At 40.2% G+C, this 19,203-nt stretch carries 14 protein-coding genes and 1 pseudogene; 8 read left to right on the top strand and 7 right to left on the bottom strand.

The features are described 5' to 3' along the window. Positions 1–862 precede the first annotated feature (862 nt). Positions 863–1,096 (top strand): hypothetical protein, encoded by a 234-nt coding sequence (locus tag G7Y32_RS07960; RefSeq protein ID WP_165212690.1) that lies wholly within the window; start codon positions 863–865, stop codon positions 1,094–1,096. A gap of 17 nt (positions 1,097–1,113) precedes the next feature. After that, complete coding sequence (locus G7Y32_RS07955; protein WP_165212688.1) at positions 1,114–1,464, top strand: hypothetical protein; 351 nt, start codon at positions 1,114–1,116, stop codon at positions 1,462–1,464. Positions 1,465–2,309: 845 nt separating this feature from the next. Here G7Y32_RS07955 and G7Y32_RS07950 read toward each other — a convergent pair. The 6 genes from G7Y32_RS07950 to G7Y32_RS07925 all read right to left on the bottom strand — a co-directional run bounded on the left by G7Y32_RS07950 (position 2,310) and on the right by G7Y32_RS07925 (position 8,007). Next, the gene (locus G7Y32_RS07950; protein WP_241154219.1) at positions 2,310–2,900 is read right to left on the bottom strand and encodes a DUF4352 domain-containing protein; all 591 of its coding nucleotides are present in this window, start codon (positions 2,898–2,900) and stop codon (positions 2,310–2,312) included. A gap of 257 nt (positions 2,901–3,157) precedes the next feature. Next, positions 3,158–3,973, bottom strand: coding sequence for a Cof-type HAD-IIB family hydrolase (locus G7Y32_RS07945; protein ID WP_165212686.1), 816 nt, complete (start codon positions 3,971–3,973; stop codon positions 3,158–3,160). A 54-nt stretch (positions 3,974–4,027) separates the two neighbouring features. Next, positions 4,028–4,441, bottom strand: coding sequence for an acyl-CoA thioesterase (locus tag G7Y32_RS07940; protein ID WP_165212684.1), 414 nt, complete (start codon positions 4,439–4,441; stop codon positions 4,028–4,030). 69 nt (positions 4,442–4,510) lie between these two features. Then, positions 4,511–6,853 carry an endonuclease MutS2 gene (locus G7Y32_RS07935; RefSeq protein ID WP_165212682.1) on the bottom strand — a complete coding sequence of 781 codons (2,343 nt, stop codon included), beginning with the start codon at positions 6,851–6,853 and terminating at the stop codon, positions 4,511–4,513. A gap of 323 nt (positions 6,854–7,176) precedes the next feature. Continuing rightward, the gene (locus tag G7Y32_RS07930) at positions 7,177–7,695 is read right to left on the bottom strand and encodes a CvpA family protein (RefSeq protein WP_165212680.1); all 519 of its coding nucleotides are present in this window, start codon (positions 7,693–7,695) and stop codon (positions 7,177–7,179) included. Between the two features lie 3 nt (positions 7,696–7,698). Next, the gene (locus G7Y32_RS07925; protein ID WP_165212678.1) at positions 7,699–8,007 is read right to left on the bottom strand and encodes a hypothetical protein; all 309 of its coding nucleotides are present in this window, start codon (positions 8,005–8,007) and stop codon (positions 7,699–7,701) included. 321 nt (positions 8,008–8,328) lie between these two features. Between G7Y32_RS07925 and rnhC the strand changes: the two genes are divergently transcribed. The 4 genes and pseudogenes from rnhC to G7Y32_RS07905 all read left to right on the top strand — a co-directional run bounded on the left by rnhC (position 8,329) and on the right by G7Y32_RS07905 (position 13,063). Then, complete coding sequence (rnhC, locus tag G7Y32_RS07920) at positions 8,329–9,255, top strand: ribonuclease HIII (RefSeq protein WP_165212676.1); 927 nt, start codon at positions 8,329–8,331, stop codon at positions 9,253–9,255. A gap of 15 nt (positions 9,256–9,270) precedes the next feature. Then, positions 9,271–9,915 (top strand): signal peptidase I, encoded by a 645-nt coding sequence (gene lepB, locus G7Y32_RS07915; protein ID WP_165212674.1) that lies wholly within the window; start codon positions 9,271–9,273, stop codon positions 9,913–9,915. Positions 9,916–10,087: 172 nt separating this feature from the next. Further along, positions 10,088–12,394, top strand: a pseudogene (recD2, locus tag G7Y32_RS07910) (SF1B family DNA helicase RecD2); the annotation flags it as partial. A gap of 201 nt (positions 12,395–12,595) precedes the next feature. Beyond that, positions 12,596–13,063: a hypothetical protein gene (locus G7Y32_RS07905; protein ID WP_165212670.1), complete on the top strand. Its 468-nt coding sequence runs from the start codon at positions 12,596–12,598 to the stop codon at positions 13,061–13,063. A 608-nt stretch (positions 13,064–13,671) separates the two neighbouring features. On the opposite strand, the gene dinB is transcribed toward G7Y32_RS07905, so the two are convergent. Beyond that, entirely contained in the window at positions 13,672–14,769 is a 1,098-nt protein-coding gene (gene dinB / locus G7Y32_RS07900; protein ID WP_165212668.1) for a DNA polymerase IV, read from the bottom strand. Between the two features lie 233 nt (positions 14,770–15,002). On the opposite strand from dinB, the gene pflB reads away from it, so the two are divergent. Both pflB and G7Y32_RS07890 read left to right on the top strand, forming a co-directional pair. After that, a complete protein-coding gene (pflB, locus tag G7Y32_RS07895; protein ID WP_165212658.1) occupies positions 15,003–17,336 on the top strand; it encodes a formate C-acetyltransferase in 2,334 nt (777 codons plus the stop codon). 710 nt (positions 17,337–18,046) lie between these two features. Beyond that, positions 18,047–19,192 carry an acyltransferase family protein gene (locus G7Y32_RS07890; RefSeq protein WP_165212656.1) on the top strand — a complete coding sequence of 382 codons (1,146 nt, stop codon included), beginning with the start codon at positions 18,047–18,049 and terminating at the stop codon, positions 19,190–19,192. Positions 19,193–19,203: the final 11 nt, after the last annotated feature.

Below are 19,203 nucleotides of genomic sequence, written 5' to 3'. Positions count from 1 at the left end.
AGTTATTTTAATGAGACGGATTAACTAAAAACAGGTAACTTTTAAATGAAAGAACTAATAATTGCTCTTTTTTGGCTTTTTTCTATTAGTACTGCTAGTAAATTTTCAAAAAAGTTTGGTACAAAAATAGCTAAAATAACTGCTTTTTTTGTAAATATATCTGCTTCTGCCTTAGTAATAATTTACTATCTTTTTTCTACAACAAATAAAGAGAGCCTCTAAAACTTAAATCATCTCTCTTTAATAACTACATATTGATAAAAGATATTAATTAGAATAGGAAAGATTTATGCTGAACACAGCAACATAGTTCCTAATAACTTTAAAGCTGTAGATACAGACTTTATCGCCTCTTTTTCAGAAGGAGGTCATACAAGCAGGAGTGCTTAACTGCAGCTGCTGGTGCTACTTGTTGGGATTGATGATGAGTTATTAATATGAAGTATTTTATTATTGGTGTTTTAGTTGCAATTGCAGCATCTGTTATTTTATATAAATTAGGTATAATAAAGTTTAAATAACTAGATTGTAAGCTACTTGAATTTATGATTACCATGAAAAAGTTAATTCCTTTACTTTGCTATGTGTCTTATTTAATACTTTGTGGGGTGGGATTTTACTTAAATTGGGCTCACTCCGAACTCATTTCTACTGTAACATTTATTATCCTTGTAGGATATGCTACGATTTTTTATATAATATATAAGCAAAAAAGAAAATAAACTTTTGCCTGTATATTACAGAGGATTCCTGAAGATTCAAGTGTGAGAAAAAATTTCAAGCAAAACTTTGAATTAATAATCAGTAATTAGTAACTTGAGCTTTTGAAAGTTACCAATATCTATCGCAAGTAGAAACTATAATGAACATTGTATTCCTAGACACAACAGCTTTTGATAAATTTGAAGTAGCGGATATGGATACACTAGCAAATTTAGAGGGCGGATTTAATGGAGAGGGAGTTGTAACTTCTATTCTTGCAATGATCCCTTATGCAGCAGCAAGGATAGCATATACTAATTCGGTTGGTGCAGCTCTATATATTGGTGCAGAAGCTTGTGCAGGTGCTGCTGCTATTTATTATAGCAGACATTGATAGTGGAGTTATAGAGAATGATAAAAGATAGGAAACTGAGAAGGATAGTAGATCTATTAGCTTGGATTTTAGTCGCTTTTTCCTTTCTCATAGGTTTTTGGTCAGACCAAAAGATTATTGCAGTAACAGCATTTATTGCTATCACAGCTGTTAATCTTTTGCAATTTTTTTCGGATAAAACTATTGAAAAGCAAAGTAATGATTTTATGGAAAAAAAGAACTATGACGAAAAAATTGCTACTGCAATTGCTTTGATAATTTGTACAGTATCGCTAACCTATGTTTTGTGGCCTATATCAAAGAGTTTATCGGTTGTATTTTTCATTTTACTAATGCTAATCAACATTTATTTGTTTTTAAAAAAATAACTGGGAAATATTAAGCTGCATATCTAATATCTCCCTCACCTTCCCCGCCTCCGTATTGGTGTCGGGGATTTTTTGATAATGATTCAGGGCCTTCAGGAGCTGGATCGTTTGAAGGTAATATGGCTCTCAGTTTTAAGTTATAGAGCAGGAGATTGTTTGACTAATTAGTGTTATGAAATATGTGATTATTTTTATCCTTTGGATAATTTTGGTTGTTCTAGATACCATTTTTATCAAGTTTTCTAAAAACAAGAAATTAAAAGCCTTATCTTCCACATCTGTCTTGTTGATAACAGTCTTGTTGGCTCTCTATGAACTGTTTTAGTCCTAGGCTAATGAGTTATGAACAAATCTGAAAAATACTTAAATCAGTTGCGAGATTAGGTATGTATGGATTTATTCAGATAAAAGAGCTGACGAAGGCAATATCAAAAATAGATAACAACTATCCGACTGAAATGACTGAACCGTTTATTTCAAAATTTTCGACTTTTTGCCAATTGCAGTGTGGAATTTATAAATAAAGCACGAGAGGAGACGAAATTCATCTTCTCTCTTTTTAATATTCAAAAGCACTAAAAGCATAGGCGTGTCCAATCAACAACCTAACATTGACATTGTTATTCAAATAATAGATTTGATCGAAAACTAAGGCATTTCATAATTGCTAATGCCACAAATCAACTCAGCTTAATCATTTTAAATGTTCTGAGTAAAGTTTTAGGGCCTTTCGTATACGGTTTTCATGAGTTTAGCATATCAGTTTTGGTTATCGAACAAATCTAATATTAAAAGGCTTGGAACACAACCAAACCTTTTAATCTAATACGTGTTCATAGATAGAATTACTGGATATTAATTCTTGCTTTTTCAGTTCCCCATACACCTGTTTGAACTTGTAATTGCAGGCCTTTAGCATTTGCGACATCTTGGGGAACATCAATGGCTACTGTACTTGTTACGGAATTTCCTGGATTAATTTCTTCCAAGAAAAACCCAGTATTATCATTAGCGTACAAAGAAGCCTCAGAATCAGATTTATATTCAGTATCTCCCTTGTAAATTTTAAAGAAATCATCTGAAACACTTAAAGACTCTTTACCATTATTTTTCACAGTAATATTTACCAATAGATAAACACCTTGGGCAGTCTCTCCAAAATATTCAGAGCCTACGCTAGTTGCTTGTGATAACGAATTGACCGTATATTCTACATCTCCAACTTTAACAACATCACCAACTCCGTATGTCTTGCGAGCCTTTTTCTGACTGGCCTTCTTTTTAGTAGATTTAATCGTATTAGTAACTTCTTTTTGTACCTTAGAATCACTGCTAGTGTTCGCACTACTCTCACCATCTTTCCCAAATGTACTACCAATAGCACCAATTACCATTAGCAATACAATAACACTTAAGCAACCTTTTAATTTCTTCATATCTTAGAACTCCCATCTAATTGATAGAAATATTATATATATATATATAATTTGTCAATAGATTACAAAAAGATTTCATTTAAATTTCTTAACTTAAAATAAAAAAGCCTTAAAAATAACTACTACATTCAAGGCTTCATATCTTTTTTAATTGAATTTGGAGTATAACTGTCATTTCATAAGTCTTTTAAAGACTCTAGCTTAGCTCCCCCACTTTCTGTTAGAAACTTTCGTTAAGTAAGAAACTTCTTTGTACCTTAATCTAACACATACTCATAAATAGCTTTAGCCACACCAGCTTGGTCATTGCTGGCTGTCTGGTAGTTACAAACTGCTTTTACGCTGTCTGCCGCATTGCCCATAGCCACACTGTGGCCGGCAAATTTCAGCATTTCTAAATCGTTAGCAGCATCGCCCAAAGCCATTATTTCAGAGCGATCGATTCCCAGTTGCTGGGCTAATGCTTTGAGACCAGAAGCCTTGCTTGTACCTTTAGGAAGTGCTTCAATAATATAGTGCTGACTGCGGACATGAGAAAAATATTGATCAAAATAGGGGCGATTTTCGTCGTGAAAACGGTCTAAAGCATCACGATCGCCCATAATCATCGCTTGAAAAATACGGCCGTGCCCTGCTTGAAAGTCTGACCAGGAGATAGCCTGAGCCTGAGTGAAAATTAAACTAGCATCATAGGCGACAATCTCGGGCACCTGATCCGCAAAGACCAAAAAGCGTTCCTGCTCTGTCAAGGTTAAATAGATATTATCATAATCAGCGACCCTATCTAATAGCTCCTTTACCTCCTGATCACTCAGCGTCACATAATCAACCAAGCCCCAATCCTTGAGCGCAAAGGTTGAGCAGCCATTGTTCAAAATCGCAAATTCTTTGTCTTCTCCCAATCCTAGCTCCCTCGCATAGGGTTCAACGCCAGATTGGCAGCGACCTGTACAAAGGACAACATCGTAACCGGCTTGACTAGCTTTCTGAAGAGCCTCAATGTTTTCCGGAGGCAGTTGTTTTTGACTGTTTAAAAGAGTGCCATCCATATCAACAGCAATAAGTTTAATCATCTTAATTTCTTTCTAATTTTCATGAGGAGACTGATTTTCCGTGACAAGTGTCCGTTAACCTTGCTTGATCATTTCTTGGACCTTTATATAAAAGTCAGGATAAACCTTCTTGAGCGCAACAAACCGTCCAGTCTTATCTAAAAAGCTATGTTCCGAATGCGCCTGACAAACCAGTTGCCCGTTTTGATTCGTCATCACATAATCAAATCCCAATTTGGCTCCCTTAAGTGTACTGACACTGATGTCAATAGCGATAACATCTGCAAATGTTGACGTTGCCTTATAGTGACAATCTACTGCAGTAACCGGCGAAATAATACCGTTAGCCTCTAGTTTATCATAGGGGAGACCTACTTCATCCAAAAAATAGACACGCGCCTCCTCCATCCAACGGACATAGTTGGAATGGTGCGTAATGCCCATCCGATCGGTCTCATAGTATTGAACCTTATGAGTAAAACCTTTCATCACTTTTCCTCTCTAGTTAGCATGACAGCTGGCGCTGCCTAAGCCAGCTGTCATTTTATTTACCATTGTTTAACCTAAGTTAGCAATAGTACAGCCCGAACCACCTGCATTTTGAGGCGCATAGCCAAAACTCTTGACATGACGATGGCTACGCAGGTACTTGGTCACACCTTCACGGATGACACCGGTACCGATGCCATGAATAATATCAACTTGAGCCATATTGTTGAGAAGAGCCTGATCAATAAAGTCATCCAGCTCCTGCATAGCCTCTTCATAGCGCTTGCCACGGAGATCCAAACGGGCATGTGGTCCTTTACTAGCAGACCTCTTGACAACATTAACTTGTTTTTTCTTACGGGCTTTCTGACTTTCCTGATGTTTCACTAGATTGAACTCAGCTTCCCTTAGGGTCATTTTAATCAAGCCAACTTGAGCCTCCCAACGACCATCCTTGAGCTGATTGATAAGAGTTCCACGCTGACCATAAGCGATAACGATGATATCATCTCCCACTTTAGGCGCACGCGCTGCCTTTTGTTTCTTAGCCTTACGTAAAACCTTATTTTTAGAAAGATCTTCACTTGGTGCCAATTTCTTAAGTTTGCCCTTAGCTTCAATCACCTCATGCGGTTTAAGCTGCGAACGGTCGCTAAGATTTTTAAGAATTTGGTTGCTCTCGTCCGTCGCTCTAGCTACCAACCGACGAATCTCATCTTGAGCCTTCTTCAATTCCTTATCATAAGCATGCGAAAATTCATTGTAAAGCTTTTTGACTACCCGATTAAATTTAAGATTTTCTTGTTCAACTTCTCTAATATGATCCAAACGCTTACGGCTTTCAGCTGTTTGGGTCTCCAGCTGCTCAATAATAGCATTGGTATCACTGTCTCGGTTAGTCATCTGTTCAGCATCATCTACGATGACCTTAGACAACCCCAGACGTCTAGCAATCTCAAAGGCATTGGAACGTCCCGGAACCCCCTGCATAAAATGGTAAGTTGGTCTGAGGCTGTCTATATCGAACGCCATACTGGCATTTTGGACATGAGCAGTTTCAATTCCGTAAGCCTTAAGCTCAGGATAATGGGTCGTGGCCATGGTTTTGATATCGCTGAGACGCAAGTGCTCTAAAATAGCCATAGCTAAACTGGCACCTTCCTGAGGATCGGTTCCTGCTCCCAATTCATCGAGCAGGACAAGACTCTGATGATCAGCCCGATTCAAAATATCAACAATATGTCCCATGTGACTAGAGAAGGTTGACAGGCTTTGCTCAATCGACTGCTCATCACCGATATCTGCAAAGATTTCCTTGAAGAGGGCTACCTTGCTGCCTGGATCCGCTAGAATTGGTAAACCGGACTGAGCCATAATTTGACACAACCCCAAGGTCTTAAGCATGATCGTCTTACCACCTGTATTGGGACCGGTAATAACAATGACAGAGAGATTTTTAGAAAAGTGAAGGTCATTGGCAACAGGATTGACCAGCAAAGGATGACGGACATTGAGTAAGTTGACCGTCTTATCCTCTGACAGACTGGGCAGGCTAGCCTGATGCTCCTGCATGTAGAGATATTTAGCACGCACGAAATCCAAATGCCCAATCAGCCAAGCATTGTTACGAATAGTATGGGTATGAGGGCGAAGCAAGTCTGACAATTCCCGCAAAATCCGATGCAATTCATGCCGCTCATCTGCTCTGGCTTGAGTGATATCTTCATTAAGTTGCACCACAGCCCGAGGCTCGATATAAACTGTCGTTCCCGAAGCTGAAATATCATGGACAACTCCAGCTATCTTATTGCGATAGGTGTTGCGAACAGGCAAGACAGACCGACCGTTACGGCTGGCAATCAGATTTTCTGCCAACATATCCGACTTGGACTTGACCAAGTCTTGTAAGATTTGCCGAACCTGACTCTCTCCTCGATGAATGCGGCGGCGAATCTGGCTCAAACTTGAACTGGCAAAATCTTCAATAAAACCACCATCATTAACAGCCTGTAAATTTCCCTGCAATCTAGGAAAAGCCTCCAGATTCTCAAAAAGACGGCTGAGAGCGGAAAGTTCAACATTTTCCAGATTTTCATAAAAACGACCGATTTCTGAAGATACCTCTAAGACTCGCTTAACAGCCAAAAGTTCATCAACATTAAGGTCTGCCTCCAGCTCTAAACGTCTTAAGGGCTCAGCCAAACTCCTGATAGCACCAATTGAAAAGCTATGATATTCCACAAAAATGGCTTGCATATCAGCAATTTCTGCAAAGGAGCGCTCAATCTTTTCCCGATTGGTTTCAGGCAGTAAAGCACGCAACTCCTCTTGAGCGACTTCTGTCTGTAAGTAGGGTTCAAATTGATTTTTAACCTTAGCAAATTCCAAGGCCTCTAAAATTTTTGTGTTCATACGGTTATTATAACAAATTCCCTAAGAAAATCAGAACCAACGAAATATTGAGAATGAGACAAACAGTCATAATGGTTTAGTCATCCTCCACAAAATATTGTAATCTCTGAAGATTGCGCATAAAAAAAGCAGGACTTTTGTCCCAACCTTGAAATTTTATTAGCTTCCGCACAATAGCTACCATAAGCTTACAGATTCACTACAGCCCCTATAAAATCTGACTTTCTTATTAATCCCCCTAAGAAATTCAAAAAGTGTTAAAAAATCATAATCTCTCGTCTAAACAGATGATTATGATTTTTGAAATTAGTAGCTTGACCTTCTTATCTAAATAAAGCCTTGGGGAATATCATAATCAGTAACTTAAGCAGCCAATTATCGGCTAAGAAATTTTGCAGATTCGTCATAGGCACAGTGGCTAGAATGGTGAAAAATGTTGCTAGACCAAAGGCGGTAATCAGAACAGCCAGCCCACCTGCAATTGACCGCTGGTAGGCTAACTCCTCCAAACGTGAATATTCAAAAGCATGAGCAAAAATCCCAAAAAAGCGAAATATTAAATAAACAGCCAAGTAAATGATGAGAAAGGCTACCCCTGCATAATAAAGTCGATTGAGTTCGAAAACATTCTCAGAGGTAAAAAAGCTCATCTGACCTCCCTGTGTTGGGTTCGCATAGGGAACCCAGAGATAGAGTGCCTGGGCTAACTTAGTCTTAAAAATACTCGCTACAATAATAGCGACCAAACTAGCCAAAAAATAAAAAGCCTGCAAGAAAAGACCTCGACTATAGCCAAGGTAAAAATTCCATGCCAAAATAAGGAGAATCACCAGTGAAACCATCAATTATTCTCCATGAGTCTTGTTGGCCTTACGTCCCTTGATATTAGTCAAAGTCTTCTTACGTAGAGCATCCAGTTCTGCTTCTTTTTTGTCGAACTCAATCTCGCGGCTGAGCTGAGTTGACAGAGAATTGATAGCCATTAAAATAGCAATCGTCTCATCATCAGCTGTTGGCAAGGCTTCCTTGATACTGTCATACTTTTCACGCGCCACTCGTTCAACTTCTTCCATGAACAGATTATCTTTATCTGTGGTCAAGGTCAAAGGTTTTTGTCCAAATGTAAATTTATAGCGATTTTTTGTCTTTGTCATAGAGCACCTCTTTGCCTGTCATTATACCGTAATTTTAGCCTTTAGACAATGGCTAAACAATAGACCTTCACTCCTTATCTAAGCTAACTGTTTTTCTAAAAATCAGACCAGTTTGAGAGCCCTGACCGACCATTCATTCTATTAAGAAGACTATGGCCTGTTGGTGAAAAAATTTTAGTCGGCAGCTTCTAAGTCATTGAATTTTTTAAATTGATAAACTTCATGCATAAGCCAATCATGAAAATAATAACACGTCAATCTTTTCTAAATTTTCCTACTTCTAGCTATCACGACTGGGGCATTTGTGATAAAATAGTCCTCATGGATACACTTGTCATGAAAATGGACCAAAGGTCGATAAATAGTCTTACGACTGAGCTGGCTGACTACCAAATCGCTAACAAGAATCCTTACGTCAGCTTTGCAGCTAAACACAAGAATACGACCGTCCTTGTCTACACTTCTGGCAAGATCGTCTTTCAAGGTAAGGAGGCTTTGAGCCTTGCTCAAGCATTTGGTTATCAAGAAGATGACAGGTCTCCAATCAAAGCCAGTCAAACAAAGGGAATCAATCAAAACCAACAAAATTTGTCTCTGATTGGTTCTGACGAGGTTGGCAACGGCTCTTATTTTGGAGGTCTGGCCGTTGTAGCCAGTCTGGTCAAACCAGCTGACCATTCTCTGCTTAAAAATTTAGGCGTAGCGGATTCCAAGATTTTAACCGACCAAAAAATTCAAACAATTGCTCCTATCTTGGAGGAAAAAATTCCGCACAAGGCCTTGCTTCTATCTCCAGCTAAGTACAATGAAGTGGTAGGTCCCGGAAAGCCTCACAACGCTGTATCAGTCAAGGTGGCCTTACATAATCAAGCGATCTACCTCCTCCTGCAGGAAGTTCCTAAGCCTGATAAGATTGTCATCGACGCCTTCACTAGTCAGGATAACTACAATAAATACCTAAAAAATGAGCGCAATCAGTTCAACAATCCACTCACCCTTGAAGAAAAAGCCGAAAGAAAATATCTGGCCGTTGCTGTCAGCTCTATTATCGCCCGCAACCTCTTCCTCGAAAGTCTTAAAAAACTAGGAGACGACCTGGGCTACTCGTTACCCAGTGGAGCAGGTTCTAAGTCGGACAAGGTAGCCAGTCAGATACTGGCTGCTTATGGTATGCAAGGATTGGAGCACTGTGCCAAGCTCCATTTTGCCAATACGAAAAAAGCACAAAAATTATTGAATAATAACTAAAGGATTTCACACCGCATGTCTGCTATTACATCTAAGAAAAAAACAATTAGTTACTTTGATTCCCCTTTTCTCTACTTTATGAAGGAGTGGGGAGTCCTTCTCATCATTATAATCGCTATCCTCCTCAGTCGTATCTTTCTCTGGACTCTCGTAACTGTTGATGGTCATTCTATGGACCCAACCCTAGCCGGCCACCAAAGGCTTTTCGTCGCTAGGACTGCCAAAATTGACCGCTTTGACATTGTCGTTGCCAAAGAAACAGAAAGCGGCAGATCTAAGCAAATTGTCAAGCGCGTCATTGGGATGCCTGGCGATACCATCACCTACGATCATGACAAATTAACCGTTAATGGTAAGACAGTCAAGGAAGCTTATCTCAAGAGCTACCAAACAAAATTTGCTCAGGATAAGTTGCAGTCAACCTACAGCTACAATAGCTACTTTCAACAATTAGCTCGGTCAGCTCAGGCCTTTACTGTTGACAAAGAAGGCAACGCCAGCTTCACGGTCAAGGTGCCTAAGGGATCCTACTTACTCTTAGGCGATGATCGCATCGTTTCCAAAGATAGCCGAGCAGTTGGAACCTTTAAAGAAGACAGCATCATCGGGGAAGTGAAATTCCGTTTCTGGCCTCTGACCGAAATTGGTAATCCAGAATAAATGATAAGAGGGGGCGGGGAGACGGCGCCCAGCTGCGTCTCCCCGCCCCCTCTTTTTTGCTAAGGCAGCCGCTATAATAATCTAAACTATCTCTCAAAGTTCAAGAAAATTTATAAAACTAACCCAGAAGAAAACAACCCCTGAATTAGGCAAACAAGCAAGGAAAACAATCATGACGGAACTCTACTTTTCAGGAACTGTTGATCGCATCATCTTTGAAAATGCCAGTAACTTCTTTAAAATTCTCCTGCTCGAAATCGAAGAAACTAATGCTTCCGATTATGATGACTTTGAAATCATCATAACGGGTACTATGGCAGATATCATAGAAGGCGAAGATTATACCTTTTGGGGCCAGCTGACCCAGCACCCCAAGTACGGAGAACAGCTCAAAGCCAGTCGCTATGAGCGAGCCCAGTTAACCTCGGCCGGTCTCATCAAATATTTTTCTAGCGATAACTTTAAAGGTATTGGGAAAAAAACCGCCCAAAGGATTGTCGAGACTTATGGTGATGACAATACCATTGACAAAATTCTGGCCCAGCCTGAAAAATTAGAAGCTATTGCAGGTTTCTCTAAGGCCAATCGAGCCAACTTTCTAGCCAGATTGAGAGCCAATTATGGAACAGAACAAATTCTCTCAAAGCTAGCTGAGTTTGGCCTCAGCAACCGTCAGGCGCTGGACATCTATGACAGTTATAAAGAAGAAACTCTGGATATCATTCAAGAAAATCCCTACCAGCTGGTTGAAGATATCAAAGGGATTGGTTTTAAAATTGCGGATAACCTCGCTGAACAGCTGGGCATCGAGAGCGACTCTCCTCAACGTTTCCGAGCCGCCCTTGTCCACAGCCTAACCGAAACTTCGCTGGAAAGAGGAGACACCTATGTCGAGGCGCGTGACTTACTAGAAAATGCCGTCAATCTACTAGAAGAGGCCCGTCAGATAGAACTAAATCCAGCTCTAGTCGCTAATGAATTAACCAATTTAATTGCCGAAGACAAGGTACAAAATATAGAAACCCGCATTTTTGATAACACTCTTTTCTACGCCGAAGAAGGAATCAAAAACAACCTCCGGCGGATTCTCGACTTTCCCCTCAAGCAAGACTATCAAGCTCAGCAAATTGAAGAAGAACTGATGACTGTTCAAACCGAACTGGGGGTCCATTACGATGACAGTCAAAAGCAAGCCATTGTCAAAGCTCTGACCAGTAAGATTTTTCTCTTGACAGGGGGTCCTGGTACTGGTAAAACTACTGTCATCAAGGGACTAATTAAGACCTATGCCGAGCTCAATCAAATTGACCTCCATAAGGGAGATATTCCTATCATACTGGCTGCTCCTACCGGTCGAGCCAGCCGACGGATGAGTGAACTGACTGGTCTGCCAGCAGCTACTATCCACCGCCATCTAGGCTTGACCACTGATGACAGCAATTTTCAGGCTTTAGATGACTATCTGGACTGCGATCTAATTATTATTGATGAATTTTCCATGGTGGATACTTGGTTAGCCAATCAATTGTTTACCGCTATCTCAAGTAATACTCAAATCATTATCGTTGGCGATAGTGATCAGTTGCCTTCTGTTGGCCCTGGACAAGTTTTGGCAGATCTCTTAAAAATTGCTGGTTTGCCCCAAGTAACTTTGACAAAAATTTTTCGTCAGTCAGAAGATTCCACTATCGTCACCCTAGCCAGTCAGATTCGTCAAGGACAGCTGCCGGATGACTTTACAGCTAAAAAAGCCGATCGCTCCTATTTTGAATCTCAAGCTAATCATATTCCTAGTATGGTCCAACAGATTGTTAGCTCTGCTATCCGCAGCGGCATCAAAGCTCAGGAAATCCAAATTCTGGCTCCTATGTACCGCGGTCAAGCGGGAATTACTAATCTTAACACTCTTATGCAGGAACTACTCAATCCCTTAAAAGACGGAAACAGTCAGTTTCTCTTTAACGACCTAAAGTTCAGAAAAAATGACAAGGTCCTCCACCTGATTAACGATGCTGAGCTCAATGTCTTCAACGGTGATATCGGCTATATTACTGACTTGATTCCCGGAAAATATACCGAGAGTAAACAGGATGAAATCTGGCTAGATTTTGATGGCAGCCAAGTGGTTTATCCCCGCAATGAATGGCACAAAATCACCCTAGCCTATGCTATGTCTATCCATAAATCCCAAGGAAGTGAGTTTCAGGTAGTTATTCTGCCTCTCACGCGCCAGAGCGGTCGTATGCTCCAGCGCAATCTCATCTACACAGCTATCACCCGTTCCAAGAGTAAGCTGATCATGTTGGGAGAGATGTCTGCTTTTGATTATGCTGTTAAAAATCAGGGAACTCAGCGCAAAACCTATCTTGTCCAACGTTTTAACCCAACTGACCGCAATGAGAAAATTTCCCAGACAAAAGTTCAAGCCGAAGCTCCACTATCGCAGGATCTTGATAACAAGCCAAAGAAAACTGGTTCTGCTTCAACTTCAGATATGGGAAGAGCAGAGTTTAATGGGACTACAGGTACCGGACTGCTGTCAGAAGAAAACATAAAAACTGCTCCAGAAATCTATCGTTTAACCGAGGACAATCTGCTCACCATTGCCCCCATGATCGGCATCAGCCAAGCCGATATTGCCAACTTTTTTAAGAACCATTCATAAACTCAGGAGACTAATATGCCCATCAAAGACATACAAACGATCTTTAGGGAATCCAACCGTACCGTAGCCATCCTCCACTTAATTAATTTAGTACTAAATATTCTGGCCCTGCTGGGACTGCTAATGTTGCACTTTGGACTCAAGTCAGGCATCTATCAGGATAGCGGACTGAGTCAGGCCGATTTAGCTTATATTAAAGAGATATTGCATTCGGTCACGACCAGCGTTCAGTTCAATCATTGTGTCAATATTATTTTTAACATTGCTATCATGAGCTTGGCCTTTAGAAATCACATTCGCTTCAAACGGAAGGACAACCTTTCAGAACTTCCTTATATGCTGGGGTACAGCCTCTTTTTCATCAATATTTTTGCCGACCTCATGGCTGTCGGACTCAATCTCAACATGGTCTTGCAACTCTTCTATCTGCCACTTTATATCAATAGCCGTCGCTCAGCCAAACTGCTCAATGCCTTAAACTAAGTCTTGGTTCACAGATTCTTTCAAAACATCATAAACTTTGGTGTCAAAATAATAATGATCCTTTCAGTTCATCTCCCTTGACGCCTTCCTTTCTTCAATTGATATCTAACATTATTTCTCTGCATAATTGCTGCCGTCTGCTTAACAGAATTTATTATTATCACTGACAAAGGCAATCTACTCTCCCTAGCCAACCTCTTAATATTGCTCGCAATAGCGTTGACTTTTATTGGATTAGCAGTTTTGCCATCGTCACTAAACTATTGATTGCGCTGCTTGATTAAGAGAGTATAAGTTCGATACTTTTCTCAAAAATCCGCTCAAGGTTCAAAAGGGCTAATCATTCCAGCCTATTCTATTATTAAGCTTCCTGATTGAGAGCTAGAATCACCTACGAGAAAAGTTAAGGGAACAAACCTCTTATTAATTTGGTTTGTTCCCTTTCTCTAATTTAGACTTTACTAGCTTTCTGATAACAGTGATTTTCTAATCTTTGTATTACTTATTACCAGAATTTTAATCATCCCTTTACAAGGAAAGTTCCATAAAAAACTGCTTGTCTCACACAATTGAGACAAGCAGTTTTTCACTTCGTTAGGCAATAACAGCTAAAACAAAGTCATTTCACTGGCTCCTGTATCCTCTAAATCTGTTACGGTAACACCGAGGAGACGGATACCCAGACTGGATTCTTCTTCCAGTTCCGCAAAGATAGCATAAGCTTCCTTTTCGATTTGTTCCCTATTCTGTGTGGCTAGCTCCAGACTGTGACGTTTTGTTAGGGTAGAAAAATCTGAATAGCGGACTTTTAGAACAATAACCTTGCCCTGCTTACTGTGTCGCTCTAAGGTATCAGCGACTCTCTTGACATGTTTGGAAATTTCAGCCTTAATGTCTTCATCATTTCGGAGTAACTTTCCGTAAGTTCGCTCGCTGCCGATGGATTTGCGCACGCGATTGGGTTTAACGGGACTGTTGGAAATACCTCTAGCCTTGCGATAAAGGTCATAACCAAAGCGTCCAAAGTGATCAATCAGGGTCATCTCAGGAATCTCCAAGAGATCCTGCCCCGTATAAACCCCTAGCTCATGCAAGCGTTTGACCGACTGCTTGCCTACCCCATAAAATTTTTCAATGGGAAGACCCTTCAAAAAATCCTCAGCCTTATCAGGTAAAATCAGGGTCAAGCCATGGGGCTTGTCATAGTCACTAGCCAATTTAGCCAGAAACTTATTATAAGAAACCCCAGCCGAACAAGTCAGCTGGACTTCCTGCCAGATATCAAACTGAATCATCTTAGCCAACTTGACAGCCGATTTAATCCCTAATTTATTTTCGGTGACATCCAGATAAGCCTCATCTATAGACATGGGTTCGAACAAATCCGTGTAGCGTTTAAAAATCTCTCGGATCTGCTGTCCAACCTGACGATACTTCTGATAGTCACCTGATATGAAAATAGCCTCAGGGCAACGTTCCAAAGCCTCCTTGGAATTCATGGCCGAATGTACACCAAATTTTCTAGCCTCATAGTTACAGGTAGACACGACACCTCTACCACCTGTTTTTCTAGGATCAGCCCCGATAATAACGGGCTTACCAACTAGGTCAGGATTATCCCGCTCTTCAACCGAGGCAAAAAAGGCATCCATATCAATATGGATGATTTTTCGACTGGTATCGTTAAGGAGGGGAAAAATTAACATACGTTTCCTTTCTGACTACAACTCAGTTAGTTTATTATACAACTTTCATGCAAAAGAGCCAAGCAGAAAAATTTATAATACAGTTCAGCAAAAAATTCTATCTGTATTATAAAAGAAAGTGGATATTCTCCCGTTTTTCCTTGTGAAAACGGTTACCCTGTGTTACTATTATACTGTAAATTGTAACAGGTGGTAGAGCCACCATGTTACTAGAAATAGGAGAATTTAGTCTTATGGCAACTGTTAAAACAAATGCTGATGTCTTTGAAAAAGCTTGGGAAGGGTTTAAAGGAACTGATTGGAAGGAAAAAGCAAGTATTGCTCGTTTCGTTCAAGATAACTACACCCCTTATGATGGTGACGAAAGCTTCTTAGCTGGTCCAACTGAACGGACGCTTCATGTCAAAAAAATTGTAGAAGATACGAAAGCTGGCTATGAAGAAACTGGCCGTTTCCCGATGGATACGCGTCCAACATCAATTGCTGATATTGATGCAGGTTATATTGACAAAGACCAAGAGTTGATCTACGGTATCCAAAATGATGAACTCTTTAAGCTTAATTTCATGCCAAAGGGTGGTATCCGTATGGCTGAAACTGCTTTAAAGGAACATGGATATGAACCAGATCCAACAGTGCATGAAATCTTTACCAAATATGCAACAACTGTCAATGATGGTATTTTCCGTGCTTATACTTCCAACATCCGTCGTGCCCGTCACGCTCACACTGTAACTGGTTTGCCAGATGCTTATTCACGCGGTCGTATTATTGGGGTTTACGCACGTTTGGCTCTCTATGGTGCTGACTACCTCATGCAAGAAAAAGTTAATGACTGGAACGCCTTGACTGAAATTGACGAAGAAACCATTCGTCTGCGTGAAGAAGTTAACTTGCAATATCAAGCCCTGCAAGATGTTGTTAAATTAGGTGATCTCTACGGTGTTGACGTTCGTCGTCCTGCAATGGATACTAAGGAAGCTATCCAATGGACCAATATCGCCTTCATGGCTGTCTGCCGTGTCATCAATGGTGCTGCTACTTCTCTCGGACGTGTGCCAATCGTTCTTGATATCTACGCTGAACGTGACTTGGCTCGCGGCACTTATACTGAAAGCGAAATCCAAGAATTTGTTGATGATTTCGTTCTGAAATTGCGTACTGTTAAGTTTGCTCGGACCAAAGCTTACGATGAGCTCTACTCAGGTGATCCAACCTTCATCACAACCTCTATGGCAGGTATGGGAGCAGATGGTCGCCACCGTGTTACTAAGATGGACTATCGTTTCCTTAACACCTTGGATAACATCGGCAATGCTCCAGAACCAAACTTGACCGTTCTTTGGACTGACAAATTACCATACGCTTTCCGTCACTACTGTATGCACATGAGCCACAAGCACTCTTCTATCCAATATGAAGGTGTAACAACGATGGCTAAAGATGGGTATGGTGAAATGTCATGTATCTCATGCTGTGTATCACCGCTCGACCCAGAAAATGAAGAACAACGTCACAACATCCAATACTTCGGTGCTCGTGTCAACGTGCTGAAAGCTCTCTTGACCGGCCTTAATGGTGGTTATGATGATGTTCATAAGGACTACAAGGTCTTCGATATCGAACCTATTCGTGACGACGTACTTGACTTTGACACCGTTAAAGCTAATTTCGAAAAATCTCTTGATTGGTTGACTGATACTTATGTAGATGCCCTCAATATCATTCACTACATGACTGATAAATATAACTACGAAGCTGTTCAAATGGCATTCCTGCCAACTCATCAACGGGCTAACATGGGATTTGGTATCTGTGGTTTTGCCAATACTGTTGATACTTTGGCTGCCATCAAGTATGCTACTGTTAAACCAATCCGCGACGAAGATGGCTACATCTACGATTACGAAACAATTGGTGACTATCCACGTTGGGGTGAAGATGACCCTCGTTCTAATGAATTGGCTGAATGGTTGATCGAAGCTTACACAACTCGTCTTCGTAGCCACAAGCTCTACAAGAATGCCGAAGCAACTGTATCACTCTTGACCATTACATCTAATGTAGCTTACTCTAAACAAACAGGTAACTCACCAGTCCACAAGGGTGTTTACCTCAACGAAGATGGCACTGTCAACCTATCTAAGTTGGAATTCTTCTCACCAGGTGCCAACCCATCAAACAAGGCTAAAGGTGGCTGGTTGCAAAATCTTAACTCTCTTGCTAGCCTTGACTTTGCTTATGCAGCTGATGGTATCTCATTGACAACCCAAGTTTCACCACGTGCTCTTGGTAAGACTCGTGAAGAACAAGTTGATAACTTGGTTACTATCCTCGATGGTTACTTTGAAAACGGTGGCCAACACGTCAACCTCAATGTCATGGATCTCAAAGATGTCTACGACAAGATTATGAGCGGGGAAGATGTTATCGTTCGTATCTCTGGATACTGTGTCAACACTAAGTACCTGACTAAGGAACAAAAGACTGAATTGACACAACGTGTCTTCCATGAAGTTCTTTCAATGGATGATGCTGCTGAAGCTCTCTCAGGCCAAGCTAAATAAAATCCATTAATAAAAAAAGGCTTTGCCATTTTGGCAGAGTCTTTTACTTTACTTATAATACAACAAGTCTACAAGATGGCAAAGGTGGGGAGAGAGAATCAATCCTTTGAATTACTGATTTCTCTCATCCCTTCATTATAAGTACACAATACACCGACGTATGATTTCGATTTTTAAAGTATATAAAATTCTCCCCTTTTTTGATTATTTCTAGGTTTGAATTGTCAGTCAAGTTAAGTGCCAAGCATCATCTGAACAAAGTAACATCAGTTTAGGCTGTTTGGGCTAGCCCGCTGATTAGTGCTCAAGCACTTTTCGTGGCCGCCAATGGATGATTGATTATAATGCGAGGTTCAAGACTTTTCAGATCGTGGCTCAACCTTATTACAATTGGGAAAAAGATTTAAACCAAAAGCTGAGTTTGAGTTATTTGGCGTTACTATCAATGACGAACGCTACCATCAATGACGAAATAAATCAGTTTCCGGACTCATCTAATATAGTTCAAACCTACAATCTACCAACTGCATTTTTAACGATTTTAACCTAATAATGGACGTCAAGCCAGATTATTGATAAACTGAAAACTGAAACTTGATAGTTTTACAGCTATAAGTTAATTCGTCAAGGCTTTCCCTGTGTATCCATAACCAGTTTTGCTTACTGGGGATGATTTAGCAGAGGGTGTAATAGTAAATTAAGAAATGAAGATGGAAACAAAAAAGAAAATAAGACGTGCAAATATCGAGTTATTACGTATTGTAGCTCTGTTTATGATTATTATGTACCACATTGTCAGACACTGTATCAGAGTCCAGCTAGTCTCTCCCGAAGACTTGGGGAGAGAGGCAGTAGAAGTCTTTAATCAGCCTGTCTTCTACCCTCGTCTGCTAATTTTGAATGTTATTATGACCTTTGGTAGTATTGGCAATGCCTTATTTATTCTGGTTTCTGGATATTTTATGGCCAATAGAGAACCTGATACTATTCAGATCGGAAAGATTTCTAAGAAGCTGCTCTATCAACTTTTATTTGCGGCTATCTTATTAACCTGCCTTTCTCCTTGGCTGCATCACCTACGGCCAGATATATTTTCAGGTCTCCAGCGATTTATGCGGATCAATGAGCGATTTTGGTTTGTCGGTTATTATTTTGTTGTGATTCTTTTTGGAAAACTGTTCTTAAATAAGTTTCTCAAACAACTGGAATATAAGCAGTATGCTAGTTTTCTTCTTGTCTTTTTAGCTCTGATAACTTTTTCTTGGACCAATCATATTATGAGATCTTTTGCGACAGGGTTAGAGGTCTTCTTGACAGGAGTCTTTCTCTATTCCTTTGCAGGATTTGTTAGGAGGTTTGACGTCCTTTCCAGAGTACGGACCTATGTTTTATTCCTCCTTCCCATGCTAGTTTATGTCTTGGTTTTGATTTCTGGTTATAATACTGTCGTAACTAGGATTCAAACCTACATAAAAAGTGACTCTACAGAAATCTTTCTCCAGCGTATTCCTAACTTTAATAATAGTAGTTTAGTCGTTATTATCGTTGCTATCTGTATTTTTGAACTCTTCCGACGCCTGTCACTACCAGATAGTAGACTAATGGCCTTTTTGGGACGGTCGACCTTTATGGTCTACCTTATCCATGATAATCGCTTCTATTACGAACTTTGGAATCTCAGAGACTGGGTAACGACTTTGGCAGCCAGTCCAACAATCTTTATCATCCAGTTGATAAAATGGACTATCTATACCTTTGCGACCGGTGTGTTTGCTTATATCTTATATGTACTATTGCACTTTATTTTGAGACGAAACAAATGGTTGTTGTTGAGATCTGAAAAGAAAATAACATAAATAAGCTAGAT

The sequence above is a fragment of the Streptococcus tangpeifui genome, from assembly GCF_011038795.1.
Lineage (GTDB): Bacteria > Bacillota > Bacilli > Lactobacillales > Streptococcaceae > Streptococcus > Streptococcus tangpeifui.
Note: the sequence above shows the minus strand (reverse complement) of the source record. Positions and strands in the feature narration are given on the sequence as shown.